General features: G+C 42.8%; 13 protein-coding genes. 7 read left to right on the forward strand and 6 right to left on the reverse strand.

Annotated elements, in window-relative coordinates:
• Positions 1 to 33 precede the first annotated feature (33 nt).
• Genes iscX through F975_RS01725 form a run of 3 tightly spaced genes read right to left on the reverse strand, consistent with a single transcriptional unit; the run spans position 34 to position 2,140 of the window.
• Positions 34 to 234: a Fe-S cluster assembly protein IscX gene (gene iscX / locus F975_RS01715; RefSeq protein WP_004749756.1), complete on the reverse strand. Its 201-nt coding sequence runs from the start codon at positions 232 to 234 to the stop codon at positions 34 to 36.
• A 55-nt stretch (positions 235 to 289) separates the two neighbouring features.
• Positions 290 to 844: a phosphatase PAP2 family protein gene (locus F975_RS01720; RefSeq protein WP_004749757.1), complete on the reverse strand. Its 555-nt coding sequence runs from the start codon at positions 842 to 844 to the stop codon at positions 290 to 292.
• Positions 845 to 883: 39 nt separating this feature from the next.
• Positions 884 to 2,140: a glycosyltransferase family 4 protein gene (locus tag F975_RS01725; protein WP_004749758.1), complete on the reverse strand. Its 1,257-nt coding sequence runs from the start codon at positions 2,138 to 2,140 to the stop codon at positions 884 to 886.
• A 441-nt stretch (positions 2,141 to 2,581) separates the two neighbouring features.
• Between F975_RS01725 and F975_RS01730 the strand changes: the two genes are divergently transcribed.
• Positions 2,582 to 3,475 carry an amino acid ABC transporter substrate-binding protein gene (locus tag F975_RS01730; RefSeq protein WP_004749759.1) on the forward strand — a complete coding sequence of 298 codons (894 nt, stop codon included), beginning with the start codon at positions 2,582 to 2,584 and terminating at the stop codon, positions 3,473 to 3,475.
• 117 nt (positions 3,476 to 3,592) lie between these two features.
• On the opposite strand, the gene ilvC is transcribed toward F975_RS01730, so the two are convergent.
• The 3 genes from ilvC to F975_RS01745 are packed head-to-tail and all read right to left on the reverse strand — an operon-like array spanning position 3,593 to position 6,849.
• The gene (gene ilvC, locus F975_RS01735) at positions 3,593 to 4,609 is read right to left on the reverse strand and encodes a ketol-acid reductoisomerase (protein ID WP_004749761.1); all 1,017 of its coding nucleotides are present in this window, start codon (positions 4,607 to 4,609) and stop codon (positions 3,593 to 3,595) included.
• Positions 4,610 to 4,633: 24 nt separating this feature from the next.
• Positions 4,634 to 5,125 carry an acetolactate synthase small subunit gene (gene ilvN / locus F975_RS01740; RefSeq protein WP_004749762.1) on the reverse strand — a complete coding sequence of 164 codons (492 nt, stop codon included), beginning with the start codon at positions 5,123 to 5,125 and terminating at the stop codon, positions 4,634 to 4,636.
• A complete protein-coding gene (locus tag F975_RS01745) occupies positions 5,122 to 6,849 on the reverse strand; it encodes an acetolactate synthase 3 large subunit (RefSeq protein WP_004749763.1) in 1,728 nt (575 codons plus the stop codon). The genes ilvN and F975_RS01745 overlap by 4 nt, the downstream gene beginning before the upstream one ends.
• Positions 6,850 to 7,332: 483 nt before the next feature.
• On the opposite strand from F975_RS01745, the gene F975_RS01750 reads away from it, so the two are divergent.
• The 6 genes from F975_RS01750 (at position 7,333) to F975_RS01775 (ending at position 15,425) form a co-directional block, all read left to right on the forward strand.
• Entirely contained in the window at positions 7,333 to 7,710 is a 378-nt protein-coding gene (locus F975_RS01750; RefSeq protein ID WP_004749765.1) for a DUF4124 domain-containing protein, read from the forward strand.
• A 126-nt stretch (positions 7,711 to 7,836) separates the two neighbouring features.
• Positions 7,837 to 10,461 carry a leucine--tRNA ligase gene (gene leuS / locus F975_RS01755; RefSeq protein WP_004749766.1) on the forward strand — a complete coding sequence of 875 codons (2,625 nt, stop codon included), beginning with the start codon at positions 7,837 to 7,839 and terminating at the stop codon, positions 10,459 to 10,461.
• A 17-nt stretch (positions 10,462 to 10,478) separates the two neighbouring features.
• Positions 10,479 to 11,060: an LPS-assembly lipoprotein LptE gene (locus F975_RS01760; protein WP_004749768.1), complete on the forward strand. Its 582-nt coding sequence runs from the start codon at positions 10,479 to 10,481 to the stop codon at positions 11,058 to 11,060.
• A gap of 12 nt (positions 11,061 to 11,072) precedes the next feature.
• Entirely contained in the window at positions 11,073 to 12,062 is a 990-nt protein-coding gene (gene holA, locus F975_RS01765) for a DNA polymerase III subunit delta (protein ID WP_004749769.1), read from the forward strand.
• A gap of 91 nt (positions 12,063 to 12,153) precedes the next feature.
• Positions 12,154 to 13,449 (forward strand): efflux RND transporter periplasmic adaptor subunit, encoded by a 1,296-nt coding sequence (locus F975_RS01770; protein WP_004749770.1) that lies wholly within the window; start codon positions 12,154 to 12,156, stop codon positions 13,447 to 13,449.
• Positions 13,449 to 15,425 (forward strand): MacB family efflux pump subunit, encoded by a 1,977-nt coding sequence (locus F975_RS01775; protein ID WP_004749771.1) that lies wholly within the window; start codon positions 13,449 to 13,451, stop codon positions 15,423 to 15,425. The genes F975_RS01770 and F975_RS01775 overlap by 1 nt, the downstream gene beginning before the upstream one ends.
• The last annotated feature ends 8 nt before the right edge of the window (positions 15,426 to 15,433 follow it).

The raw sequence follows: 15,433 nt of genomic DNA on the forward strand, positions 1-15,433 counted from the left end.
AGAAAATGTAAAAGTTTGGATTTTTAGCCGTTTTTAATTGCTTTCATCAATCCATGCCATCTGAATGGCTTCAAGTAAACCTTCTGTCGACTTATTTGGGTCATCGCTAAAATCGGGCAAAGCACACACCCATGTATGCAAATCGGTAAAACGAACCCACTGTGGGTCAACATCAGGATGTGCTTCCAATAATTCAATTGCGATATCGATTGTATCAGTCCAGCGTAAGCCCATCATCTATCCTAGTATCTCTATATCATGCGGCTACTTTAAAATTTCACTGTCTGTTTTACAACACCAGATTCAGCATTGGTGCACAGGAAATCACGGCCCATCCCACCAAACCACCCAAAACTGCACCAATAATCACATCGGTCGGATAGTGCAAACCCAAAACCATTCGCGAGAGCGCAACCAATATGGTAAATGGCAGCATACACAGCAATAAAACAGGCTGGATATAACCAAGTACCGTGGTTGCCATGACTGCATGCAAGGTGTGTCCAGAGGGAAAACTAAAATGATCCAGTGGGCGCTCTCCCAAAACAATGACCTGATGAACCTGATAAGGTCGTGGTCGAATCGTTTTGTGCTTAAGTAATTTATAGAGCAATGTCCCTGTTGAACCTGCCAGCAGCAAATAACTGATTTGTACAATATACGCCAAGCCATGACTGACCCAGACAATGCTGAGCATCACGTACCAAAACCACCCATCACCCAAACGGCTAATGACTTTAAAAAATTGACTGATTCCCTGTGAATGGGAAAAATGATTCAGATACAAACAGCCTTTAAGATCAAGTGCCAAGATGTATAGTTTAGCGCGTTGAAAACTAGTCATCGTATTCTCCTCATCTAACAAAGATGAATCGGCTTAATTCTAGGTCATCATCAAACCATACAAAGCCTGCTCAAACTGCTGTACAGGACGTTGCCATCCTGTATCTTTGACTTGCATGCGCGCCTGCTGTCCCATGAGATGCAACTGCGACAAAGCAGGTAAATTCTGCATGCGCTGTACCAAACCTTGCCCATCGTTTAAATCAATCAACCAGCCTGACTGTTCATTTTGGACATATGCATGTGCACATGCATAATCATAAGCCAAAACAGGTAGACCACTAGCCATTGCTTCCAAAACTACGTTACCAAAAGTTTCTACCCGACTGGCAAATACAAACACATCACTACTCGCATATGCTTCAGCTAAGCGTTGCCCTGTCAGGTTCCCCATAAAAACAACCTGTTGTTCTGAATCTAACCGTTGCAGGCGTTCTTTGTCTGGCCCATCACCCACAATCACCAACCGAACAGCCTGTTGTTGACGACGAGCTTGTAAATACCCATCGATCAAGACATGAATTTCTTTTTCAGGAGAAAGTCGTCCAACATACAACAACACCTTAGTTTGACGATCGACACCCCAATGTTGGCGCATATCTTCACAGCGATGCTCTGGAGAAAATAAACGATGATCCACCCCACGGCTAATCACTTGGATCGGGCAAGTGATGCCATGTGCTTGCAAAGCACGTGCAGTATCCTGACTAGGTACACAGGTCAAATTGGTATTGTTATGAAACCAGCGTAAATAATGCTGAATGGGTTTAACCAGAAATGCCAAATCAAAAAATCGGCTAAATTCTTGAAATGGAGAATGAAAACCACTGGAAATCGCAATTTTTTTCATTTTTGCAACTTGCAATGCCAAAAACCCCAAAGGCCCCTCAGTAACGATATGCACCACATCTGGTTGAAACTGTTCAATTGCTTTGGTCACCTTCATCCACTGCGGGCGACCAAATTGTAAACTTGGGTACTTCGGAATTTTATGTGCCGCAACCAGACATTCTTGCTGTGCCACAAATGTGGTGCAACTACGACTCTGCTCTGGACGAATGAGCATAATTTTATGCCCTTGTTGCTGTAACCCCTGACACAGATGCAATAATGAAAGTGCCACACCATTAATTTCAGGGGGCCAGGTTTCCGTGACGATTGCAATTTTGAGCTTAGGACGAATAAGTTGTTCTACTGCACGTTCCTGTGCTTCATGTACGGGCTGCTGATAACCGCGTTTAAATCGAAATTTAAATGGCATATCTAACTGGCGTTTCAATGCCGCAGTCGATGGCATAAGCATGGTTCCACCATATCATTTTGTTGTTTTATGAAAACCAATCTAATCTTATTTTCTTGCAGTTTAATGATGAGTCGATGACGTTTTTTTGACAGTCACAATACTGAAGTTATGAAGCTAATTGTTGATTAAATTTTCAATAAATTGCCCGATTAGTAAGCATAACTAAACAGTAAATGCACCGATATATTGCAATCTTTTTTTAAACAAAAATAACCGTTTATTTATTCACCATAAATTCACATTTTGTTTATTTTCAATCACATAAAGACAATTAAAAATAACATTAAAAATCAATAATATATAATATTACACTAATATTAAATTCAAAAAAATCATAGCATTACAGATCAAAAATATGGCATTTGTTTTGCTTATAAATTACACTGGCTCACGCCTATTTTAAAAACAATACACAACACCATATCAGGGAAAATCATGAAATTATTTTCAAGAACATTCATTGCATCATCTTTGTTTGCTTGCCTTTCTCTAGGAACAAGTCAAACCCATGCAGTGGATACACTTGCGAAGATCAAAAACTCAGGAAAATTAGTCATTGGTTTCAATGATGCCGCTATGCCAATCTCCTATACCTACAATGGTGGCGCAACAGGCTATGTGATCGATATTTGCCGTACCGTTGCCAATGACATTAAAAAAGAACTCAACGCTCCCCATTTAAAAGTTGAGTTTGTTGCGCTTAATCCAAGTCAACGTATACCTAGCATTCAATCAGGTCATGTTGATATGGAATGCGGTGCGACGACAAACTCCTACAAACGCCAACACGAGGTGGCTTTCTCAACCAACTTCTATTACACCGAAGTTCGTATGGCCGTCAGAAAAAGTTCGCATATTCAAAACCTTGCTGACCTTGACCACAAAGCCGTTGTAACAACTGCTGGCACAACATCAGATACATATATCAAGCGTAATGAACGCGGTAAAAATATTAATGTTATCAATGTTTATGGTCGTGACTTTGATGACTCATTTGCAATTCTTGCCAGTGGCAAGGCTGAAGCGTTTGTCATGGATGATAATATTCTTGCAGGGCTTATTGCCAAAAGCTCAAACCCACATGCCTATGAAATTGTAGGCCCTGTTTTATCTTCTGAACCTTATGCCATCATGTTGCCAAAAGGAGATCCCAAGTTTAAAGATATTGTTGATACAAGCGTAAATGGTCTATGGAAATCTGGTCAAATGGGTAAGCTTTACCATAAGTGGTTCCAGTCGCCAATTATGCCTCACAATATTAACTTGAATATGGTGCCAAACCGTTCATTCCTAAATTTACAACGTCGCCCAACCGATGCGGGGATTTAAACCACGCCAAGATATTGCACGATTATTTTTAAGTTGAGCAATATACTAAAAAACCAACCACACAATAAAAAACCCTGACTTCAAGTCAGGGTTTTTTATGTTTGATCGAGCTAAAACTTAGTTTTTCTCTTTATCAACGATTTTGTTTGCTTGAATCCAAGGCATCATCGCGCGTAATTTACCACCAGTCACTTCGATACCGTGTTCAGCATTTTGACGACGACGAGCAGTCATTGATGGGTAGTTCAATGCACCTTCTTGGATGAACATTTTTGCATATTCACCAGACTGGATGCGTTTCAATGCATTACGCATTGCTTCACGAGACTGTTCGTTAATTACTTCAGTACCAGTCACATATTCGCCATATTCAGCGTTGTTAGACACTGAGTAGTTCATGTCCGCGATACCGCCTTCGAACATCAAGTCAACGATCAATTTAAGTTCGTGCAAGCATTCAAAGTAAGCCATTTCTGGTGCATAGCCAGCTTCAACCAAAGTTTCGAAGCCCATTTTCACCAATTCAACCGCACCACCACAAAGAACTGCTTGCTCACCGAACAAGTCAGTTTCAGTTTCTTCACGGAATGAAGTTTCGATAATACCTGTACGACCACCACCTACACCTGAAGCGTAAGAAAGCGCAACGTTACGTGCATTACCAGAAGCATCTTGGTGAATAGCAATTAGATCTGGAACACCTGAACCACGTTGGTATTCAGAACGTACTGTGTGACCAGGTGCTTTTGGTGCAACCATGATGACATCCAAGTCTTTACGTGGAACAACTTGGTTATAAAGGATAGAGAAGCCGTGAGCAAACGCAAGCGTTGCGCCTTCTTTGATATTTGGCTCAATCACGTCACGATAAAGTTGTGATTGGAACTCATCTGGAGTCAAGATCATTACCAAGTCAGCTTGAGCAACAGCTGCAGGAACTTCAGCAACTTTAAGACCTGCATTTTCTGCTTTTTTCCAAGAAGCAGAGTTTGCACGTAGACCTACAGTTACATCTACACCTGAATCTTTAAGGTTTAATGCGTGTGCATGACCTTGTGAACCGTAACCAATAATTGCTACTTTTTTGCCTTGGATGATAGATAAGTCACAATCTTTATCGTAAAAAATTTGCATTTGTGTTCTCCAGTAAAATCTTTTTTAAACCGTTAATACTTTTTCGCCGCGCGCAATACCTGACACGCCTGAACGTACCACTTCCAAAATGGTATTTTCAGCTAAAGCATCAATAAAACCGTCAAGTTTATCAGTTGTTCCTACAATCTGAACGGTGTAAGTCGTTGGCGTTACATCCACAATTGAGGCACGGAAAATATCTGATGTACGCTTGATTTCATCACGCGCTGCGCCCAACGCTTTAACTTTAATCAGCATCAATTCGCGTTCAATATGCGAACCTTCGCTCAAATCCACCACTTTAACAACTTCAATCAGTTTATTCAGTTGTTTGGTAATTTGCTCAATTTTATGGTCATCGCCATACGTGGTTAAAGTCAAACGCGATAATGTTGGATCTTCAGTTGGCGCAACATTCAAAGTTTCAATATTATAGCCACGTTGACTAAACAAACCGACTAGACGAGAAAGCGCACCTGATTCATTTTCAATGAGTACAGAAATAATGTGTCTCATTTTGTACGCTCCCCTTTATGTAACCACATGTCCTTCATAGACTGACCCGCGATCAGCATTGGGTAAACATGCTCAGAGCGGTCAACCATCACATTAATAAACACACATTTATCATTAATCGCCATCGCTTCTTCAAGTTTAGCTTCTAGCTCATCAGCATGATTAATTTGAATACCTACATGTCCGTAAGCTTCCATTAACTTGGAAAAATCTGGCAATGATTCAACATACGAACTTGAGTGACGACCCTCATAGTTCATGTCTTGCCATTGTTTTACCATACCAAGCGCACGGTTATTCAAGCATAGAATCTTAACGTTTAAACCATATTGCTTACAGGTTGAAAGCTCTTGGATACACATCTGAATTGAAGCTTCGCCTGTAATACACACCACTTGCTGTTCAGGTTTTGCAAGCTTCGCAGCCATGGCATATGGTAGACCCACACCCATCGTTCCTAAACCGCCAGAGTTGATCCATTGACGTGGCTGATCATACTTATAATAAAGCGCAGCAAACATCTGGTGCTGACCAACGTCAGAGGTAATAATCGCCTCACCGTTAGTGATTTTATATAAAGTTTCAACCACTTGTTGCGGCTTCATACCACCGTCAACCGCAGGAGCATATTTCAGACCATGAACTTGACGCCATTCATTGATCTGGTTCCACCACTGAGCTAAAGACTCTGAGTTTGGCTTAGAAATGTTGAGCTGTTTCAACTGACTCAACATTTCCTGCAATACAGGTTCAACTGCACCCACAATTGGAATATGCGCTGAAATGGTTTTCGAAATCGTTGCAGGATCAATATCAATATGCACAACTTTGGCATTTGGACAGAATTTTGCAGGGTTATTGGTAACACGGTCATCAAAACGTGCGCCTACTGCAAAAATCACATCGGCATTGTGCATTGCCATATTGGCTTCATAACAGCCATGCATACCCAACATCCCGATAAACTGAGGATCAGTTCCAGGGAAACCACCCAAGCCCATGAGGGTATTGGTGACTGGGTAATTCAGCAAATGTGCAAGTTCAGTCAATAACTCGGCTGCATTACCTTGTACAACCCCACCACCACTATAAATGACTGGGCGTTTTGCCAAGAGCAACTCTTCAACTGCTTTACGAATTTGCCCAGTATGTCCACGGTAAGGTGGCTGATAAGAGCGCATCTTCACCTTTTCAGGGTATTCGTAAGCAAATTTTTCTGCTGGATTGGTTGCATCTTTTGGAATATCAACCACAACAGGTCCTGGACGGCCACTTGCAGCAATATAAAATGCTTTTTTGATAATGCCAGGAATTTCACTTGCATGACGGACTTGGAAGCTATGCTTCACGATTGGACGTGACACACCCACCATATCTGTTTCCTGGAAAGCATCTTCACCGATAAGATGAGAAGCAACTTGTCCAGACAGAATCACCATAGGAATCGAGTCCATATAGGCTGTCGCGATTGGTGTAACAGTATTGGTTGCACCAGGACCTGAAGTAACAAGTACGACCCCAGTTTTGCCTGTGACGCGCGAATATGCATCTGCCATATGCCCAGCAGCCTGTTCATGGCGTACTAGGTAATGCTGAATTTTATCTTGTTTAAATAGCGCATCATAAATGTGCAAAACTGCGCCACCAGGATATCCAAAAACGTGTTCAACACCTTCGTCCGCAAGTGCACGAACGAGCATTTCACCACCAGATAGAAGTTCCAACGTGATTCACCCTAAATATCTTTTTTCCATGTAATGGGAGACATTACATAGTGTTTAATTCATACAAACTGTACTCTTATAGCACAAATTTCACGCCTAGGCGCTGCAATAGGATAAAAATCAGATGCAACAGCGATATAAGCTGTAAATACTGCATCTTTAAGGTAAAAACATGCTGGGATAAACATATCTTTAATTCAACATATAGCTCGGCTAGAGGATATATGCCTATTGCACAATTCGTTTACTTATCCGAAGGGTGATCAGATAAATAATTGTAGCATTTTTCTTGTTTCATTCCCGATTGTCAAGACTTCTATGTGTTTTTTCACAAATTGCTTAGTGCCACAGACATACTCACCGTTTATCTGAAGATAAAAAATCTGAAGTTAATCCTGATTTGACCATAGAAATTCATATTTTCAGTCAAAAAACACGCTAAAATTTAGGGCGTGTGACTATTTAAAATCAACAAGGGTTTCTATGAAAACGCTAAAACAAATAACAATCTCAAGTATGATTGGATTGGGCTTAATGGGGTTAAGCCAGATCAGTTTGGCTCAGCAAGATTACTATAAATGGATTGATGCTCACGGTTCGACTCATTACACCACCACACCACCGCCAAAAGCCAAAGGTGTAAAAACTCGCGGTAAAATTCAAACGCATGGTTGGGCAACTACCCCAACACCATCCACAACAAATACGAATAACGATAATACGGATGCGTCTCAGAAAAATACGTCACAACCTGTGATAAATCATGTGTCATCGACTCAAAATCAACCCGCAAATCAACAATCCCCTCTCAATAATCAAGAAAATTTACCCGTAAGCGCTCCTAAACATAGTAATTCATAAATTTGACTGCTATTTTCTCGTATTTATGGATAGACAGACAAGATTTTCTTGCGCAAAATTCACTTTTAGGTGCATTTTGCGCTATGCTTTGCGACAAACTATTTCCACATTGTTCTTATTACGTTTATGACTACACCTCATATTGACCCTGAATATCAAGCCAGTGCGATTGAACCTCAAGTCCAACAAGATTGGGAAAATCGTAAAGTCTTTAAAGTTGCTGACACAGTAGAAGGCAAGCATCGCTATATTCTGTCTATGTTCCCTTACCCAAGCGGTAAGCTACATATGGGTCATGTGCGTAACTATACAATTGGGGATGTGATTAGTCGTTTCCACCGCTTAAAAGGAGAACAAGTTCTACAACCTATGGGTTGGGATGCTTTTGGTCTACCTGCGGAAAATGCAGCAATTGCCCACAAAGTTGCCCCTGCGAAATGGACCTTTGAAAACATTGATTACATGCGTAATCAGCTAAAAAGCTTAGGGCTTGCGATTGACTGGGATCGTGAAATCGCGACCTGTACCCCTGAATACTATCGTTGGGAACAATGGTTATTTGTTCAGCTTTATAAGAAAGGTCTGATTTACCGTAAATCTTCAACTGTAAACTGGGATCCAGTCGATCAAACTGTACTTGCTAACGAACAAGTGGTTGATGGTCGCGGCTGGCGTTCGGGCGCATTGGTTGAAAAACGTGATATTCCAATGTATTACTTCCGCATTACTGACTATGCGCAAGAATTACTGGATGATTTAGAACAATTAAAAGCAGGTTGGCCTCAACAGGTTCTCACCATGCAGCGTAACTGGATTGGTCGCTCGGAAGGTATGGAAATCATCTTCCCTTCTGCCGATAAAAGCATTTATGCTGACAGCTTGATGGTGTATACCACTCGCCCAGATACCTTAATGGGTGTGACTTATGTTGCAGTTGCAGCAGACCATCCTTTAGCGAAAAAAGCGGCAGAACTTCACCCTGAACTGAACGAATTTATTGAAGAATGTCGTCATGGTTCAGTTGCTGAAGCAGATTTAGCAACTGCTGAGAAAAAAGGTCGTGCGACTGGCTTGTTTGTAAAGCATCCATTAACGGGTGAAAATGTTGAAGTCTGGATCGCTAACTATGTGTTAATGACCTATGGTTCTGGCGCAGTCATGGCTGTTCCTGCACATGATGAACGTGATTTTGAATTTGCCAATAAATTTAACTTGCCAATAAAACAAGTGATTGATGCTCAAGGCAAAGATGATGCCGAGTTCAATGCAACCCAATGGCAAGAATGGTACGGTTCTAAAGAAGGCAAGCTCGTTAATTCAGGTGAATTTGACGGTTTAAATTTCCAAGGTGCATTTGATGCTTTCCTTGCTAAGTTAGAACCACGAACATTGGCCAACAAAAAAGTTCAGTTCCGTTTGCGTGACTGGGGTGTTTCTCGTCAGCGTTACTGGGGTTGCCCAATCCCGATGATCAACTGTGACGACTGTGGTCAAGTTCCTGTTCCAGAAGAACAACTGCCAGTAATTTTGCCAACCGATGTCGTTCCTGATGGTTCGGGTAACCCATTGGCAAAAATGCCAGAGTTCTATGAAACCACTTGCCCATGTTGTGGCAAAGCGGCAAAACGTGAAACTGATACCCTAGATACCTTCGTTGAATCGTCTTGGTATTATGCACGTTATGCTTCTCCTGATTACACCGATGGCATGATCAAGCCTGAAGCAGCGCAAACCTGGTTGCCTGTAAACCAGTATATTGGTGGTGTAGAACATGCGATCTTGCACTTACTTTATGCACGTTTCTTCCACAAATTGATGCGTGATGAAGGTGTGGTACAAGGCAATGAACCATTTGCCAACTTGCTCACTCAAGGTATGGTATTGGCTGACACTTTCTACCGTGAAGATGCATCTGGCAAGAAAACATGGTTTAACCCTGCTGATGTTGAACTTGAGCGTGACGACAAAGGCCGTATCCTGTCTGCTACATACACAGCAGATGGTCAGCCTGTGATCATTGGCGGTCAGGAAAAAATGTCAAAGTCGAAAAATAACGGCGTTGACCCTCAAGCCATTATTGACCAATACGGTGCAGATACAGCACGTGTGTTTATGATGTTTGCTGCTCCACCAGATCAATCTCTTGAATGGTCAGATGCAGGTGTTGAAGGTGCAAACCGTTTCTTGAAACGTGTATGGCGTTTAAGCAGTAACTTCTTTGAACAAGGCTATGCAACTATTGAGCTAGATAAAGCCAATTTATCTAAAGAAGCACAAGACTTGCGTCGTAAAGTACATGAAACGATTGTCAAAGTGAGTGATGATATTGAACGTCGTTACGCATTTAATACGGCGATTGCAGCACAAATGGAATTGCTGAATGCGATTACCAAGTTTGAAGTAAAATCTGACAATGATGCGGCGGTTGCACGTGAAGTAGTGATTACTCTACTGACTTTACTTGCTCCATTTGCACCGCATTTAAGCCAAACCGTTTTGGCTCAGTTTGGCATCGACTTAACCACAACTGCGTTTCCAAGTGTAGATGAGTCAGCATTGACCCGTAATACACAAACGATTGTGGTACAAGTGAATGGTAAACTTCGTGGTAAATTAGAAGTGAGCGTCGATATTTCTAAAGAAGATTTATTGGCACAAGCCAAAGCTTTACCTGAAGTACAGCAATTCTTGACAGGTGAGACCAAAAAAGAAATTGTTGTGCCAAACAAATTGGTGAACTTAGTCGTTTAATTATTTGAGGAATACGCATGCACTTAGTCCCACGTTTAGCATCTGTCGTTTTAACTCTTGGCCTAAGTGCAAGCTTAGTCGGCTGTGGCTTTCATTTAAGAGGCCTCAGCCCGACCTCAATTCCTGTCGATTACACACACATGAAGCTGAACTTGCCAAGTGAAGCCATGCATGTAACCGACAGCAATAACAATATAATTCCTCAAAAGAACACATTAGAAATCAAGCTTAAAAGCTATTTATCAGGATATGGCATTCAATTTGATGATGCCAAAGAAGCTTATACACTACACGTTTTGGATTATCATTATCGCCGTCAAAAACTCAGCGGTCGTGTAGCTGAGGTTATTTTATATTTAAATGTAACCTTCCAGATTGAAGATGCGCAAGGTCGCCCTGTTACAACACCACGAAGCATTAATGGTGTAAAAAGCTATCAATACAATGTTGCCAGTGTAAACGTGGATGATAATGAACAAGATGCCGTGATTAGCCTCTTGATTGATGATGTTGCTCAGCAAATGGCTCGTCAGATTGCAACCAATCGCATTCCACACCTTCAACCTGCACCTGCTTCTACGCCCACTGTAACACCTTAATTCAGTGTTGTTATGAAACTCGATTATCTCCAAGCCCTCAAACGCGTGACTGAAGCACAAGGGGCTTGGGTCATGCATGGTCAAGAACCTCTGCTTGAACAAAACTTGCTAGATGCGCTGCGCCGCCATTGGCAAAGTCAGGAAATTGAACGACAACGCTATGAAATTCAAAGTGTTCAGGACTGGAAAAATGTCTTTAATGCCTTAAATAGCCTGTCACTCTTTTCTCAACAACTGGCGATTGAAGCACATGGCAATATTAAACCTGATGCAGCGAGCTTAAAGTTACTCAAAGAGTATTTGCAATATAATGAGCAAAACCTGCTTGTCGTGGTCATGCCCAAGCAAGATACCCTAAGTTTAAAATCTAGCTTCTTTCAAACCATCGAAGCCAATGGTGTACTGGTTTCCTTACAGGCTAACTATCCACAAGACCGTCAACGGATTTTAACGACTGAAGCCGAAAAACTGGGAATCACCCTGACTCAAGATGCTTGGCAATGGTTGCTTGAGCATCATGAACATAACCTGCTTGCTGCCAAAAACAGTTTGATTCGAGTCAATGATACCTTCCCTGACTTGCAACATATTGGTATTGATCAGCTCTATGCCTGTTTACAAGATCAATCACGTTATAGCACGTATGATCTCAATGACAGTATGCTACAAGGTGATTTGGCCCAATCTGTAAAAATTTATCAGTATTTACTGGCAACGGGCGAAGCCATGAGTCTGATTTTATGGTCAATCAGTAAAGAAATGCGTTTACTCATGCAACTGTACGAGCAGCCACAAAATGCCCTGCAACTCGGTATTTGGAAAACGCGCGTATCTTACTATCAGCAGGCTTTACGGCGTTTATCTCCCCAGCGTTTTTTAGGCTGGTCAGACTTACTGTTACGAATTGATGCGGCAATTAAAGGTATCTCTGAAGAAAATGCTGAGCATTTATGCTTGCAAGCGGTTGCTGAACTGTGCGGCAAGCAACTGTTTGACGGTTAACAAAATCACTGTAATAAAGCGCTAAAAACCGCATTTTTTTATCCCATTCACTCTTATACTAAAAATATTTTTTAATTTTTTTCAAACGTCCATGCAAATAAAAAAATCTGTCAAAGTGACGACCTTGGCAATCCTCTTGATTGCATGTGCCACAGCCAGTTGGTGGTATTTCAAACCCAAACAGACTCAGCCACAGTATATTACTGCAACAGCAACCCATACCGATCTTGAAGATGCGGTACTGGCAACCGGCACACTCGAAGCCAAGCAAATGGTCAGTGTGGGCGCGCAGGCCTCCGGACAGGTCAAAAAAATGTATGTTCAGCTAGGTGACCATGTCAAACAGGGACAATTGATTGCCCAAATTGACTCGATTCGGCAACAAAACGACTTAAAAACAGCCGAAGCCAATATCAAAAACCTGCAGGCACAACTTGCTATCAAGGAAGCCAATCTGGCCAAGGTGGATGCCGAATATCAGCGCCAGCAGGCCATGTATGCTCAGGATGCCAGTTCCAAGGCAGACTTGGAAACAGCTTTAGCCAATTACCGTACCGCCAAGGCCGACATTGCTGCCACTCAAGCACAAATCGAACAATCCAGACTCAGTCTGGCCACTGCCCGTGAGAACCTGAATTACACTCGGATTGTCGCACCCTTAGATGGCACGGTAGTTGCCATCGTGGCGGATGAAGGTCAAACCGTCAATGCCAATCAAAGCACACCAACCATTGTTAAACTAGCACAACTGGACATCATGACCGTGCGCGCACAGGTTTCTGAAGCCGATGTCATGAAAGTTAAGGAAGGTCAGACCGTCTACTTCACCACTTTAGGCAATAGCGAGCAGAAACATTACGCCAAATTACGCCAGATTGAACCTGCGCCTGATTCCATCAACACCGAAGACAACTCGAAATCAACCACCACAACCAGCAGCAGCGCAATCTACTACAATGCCCTGTTTGATGTGCCTAATCCGGACAACAAGTTACGTATCGATATGACAGCCCAAGTGTCTATCGTACTTGCCAATGCTAAAAATGTTCTGACCATTCCTGCTGCTGCATTACAAAGCAAAAATCGTCCACAAACGCAGAAAAATAGCCAGACTAGTAATGCAAAAACATCAGCTACATCACTACAGTTAACGACGGCAGAAAAACAGCTGCTACAGAGCGGTCAAGCCAGTCTGGCAACGGTTCGAGTCGTTCAAACTGATGGCTCGATCCGCACTCAGCTAGTCCTTGTCGGGTTGAACAATCGGGTCAATGCTCAGGTTTTACGTGGTCTCAAGGAAGGTGATCAGGTGGTACTGGGAGATACTTCGGACACCTCCAACAATGCTGCTAAAAGCAGTACCCGCACAGTTGCGAGACTCATGTAATGCAAGCCATTCAGCCAGAACCATTACTTGAAGTCCAAAATCTGACCCGTGAATTTCCTGCTGGGGAAGGCACGGTGCAGATTCTCAAAGGTATTGATTTAAAAATATATCCAGGTGAACTGGTGGCCATTGTCGGGCAATCCGGTTCGGGTAAATCCACCTTAATGAATATTTTGGGCTGTCTCGACAAACCTTCATCGGGGAGCTACAAGGTTCAAGGTCGTGAAACCAATACGCTCACGCCCGATGAACTCGCTGCACTGCGGCGTGAATATTTTGGTTTTATTTTTCAGCGTTATCATTTACTCGGAGATTTATCCGCAGCGGGAAATGTCGAAGTTCCTGCCATTTACGCCGGTGTAGATGCTGCTGAACGACGTAGACGCTCCAGCAAGTTACTGACTAATTTAGGTTTAGGTGAACGGTTACATCACCATCCGAGCCAGCTCTCAGGCGGTCAGCAACAACGGGTTTCCATTGCCCGGGCATTAATGAACGGTGGCGATGTCATTCTGGCAGATGAACCAACTGGTGCACTCGATAAAAACAGCGGCATTGAAGTAATGCGGATTTTACGCGAACTAAATGCTCAAGGTCACACCATGATTCTGGTCACCCACGACCATACCGTAGCTCAAAATGCCACACGGATTATTGAAATCAGTGACGGGAAAATCATTTCAGACCAGCCCAATATTCCCGAAAGTGAGCCAGAACAAATCCAGACGTTAAATCGTAACAAACAAAAGAAAATTTCTGCATGGCGCTCTGTACTTGACCGTTTAAATGAAGCCTTCCGTATGGCTGTCTTTGCCATGAGTGCCCACCGGACACGAACTTTTCTGACGATGCTGGGCATTATTATCGGGATTGCCTCAGTCGTTTCGGTTGTTGCCTTGGGCAATGGTTCACAGAAAAAGATTCTGGACAACATTAGCAGTCTGGGCACGAACACCATTACGGTGTTTCAGGGTCGTGGCTTTGGTGACAATTCTAAAACCGCACAGAATAAAACGCTCGTTCCTGCCGATGCTGATGCGCTGGCAGACCAGCCTTATGTGCAGGCTGTCAGCCCCAGCGTCTCGACCAATATGACCATTCGTTATAAAGAAATGGATGCTTCAGCAACCATTAATGGTGTCAGCGAGCAGTTTTTTAATGTCAGAGGTCTGACCTTTGAATCTGGACAGCCTTTTGACAAGCAAGGCATCACAGAACGGACTCAGGATGTAGTCATTGACACCAATACTCGCGATACTTTTTTCAGTGACGGTCAAAACCCTTTGGGTCAGGTGATTCTGCTCGGCAATGTCCCGAGTCGGATTATTGGTGTGGTTTCGACACAGAAAACCGTGATGGGAAATTCCGACAGTCTGAATGTGTATCTGCCTTATTCGACAGTTCTTAGCCGAATGATGGGACAGGCCAATGTGCGTAGCATTATTGTCCGCATTAAAGATGAATACCCGAGTGCCGCAGCAGAAAATGCCATTTTAAGTTTACTGATACAACGCCATGGTGCACAGGATATTTTCACCCAGAATGTTGACAGTATTCGTGAAACGATTGAAAGTACTACTCAGACCATGACCCTGCTGGTGTCTACCATTGCCGTGATTTCACTGGTCGTTGGCGGTATTGGTGTAATGAACATCATGCTGGTTTCCGTCAGCGAACGGACACAGGAAATTGGGGTGCGCATGGCGGTTGGCGCACGCCAAAGCGACATTTTGCAACAGTTCCTGATTGAAGCTATTTTGGTTTGTATCCTCGGTGGGGTTTTGGGAGTCTTGCTATCCCTTGCCATTGGGCAAATTTTTGGTCATTTTTCTGGCAACACCTTCCAAATGTCGTACTCCCTCACTTCGATTATTGCAGCTTTTGTCTGCTCCACACTGATTGGCGTGTTATTCGGTTTCTTGCCTGCGCGGAATGCTGCGCAACTTGATCCGGTGACAGCACTGTCACGAGAATAGGGCTTATT

The sequence above is a fragment of the Acinetobacter brisouisimilis genome (assembly GCF_000368265.1).
GTDB lineage: Bacteria > Pseudomonadota > Gammaproteobacteria > Pseudomonadales > Moraxellaceae > Acinetobacter.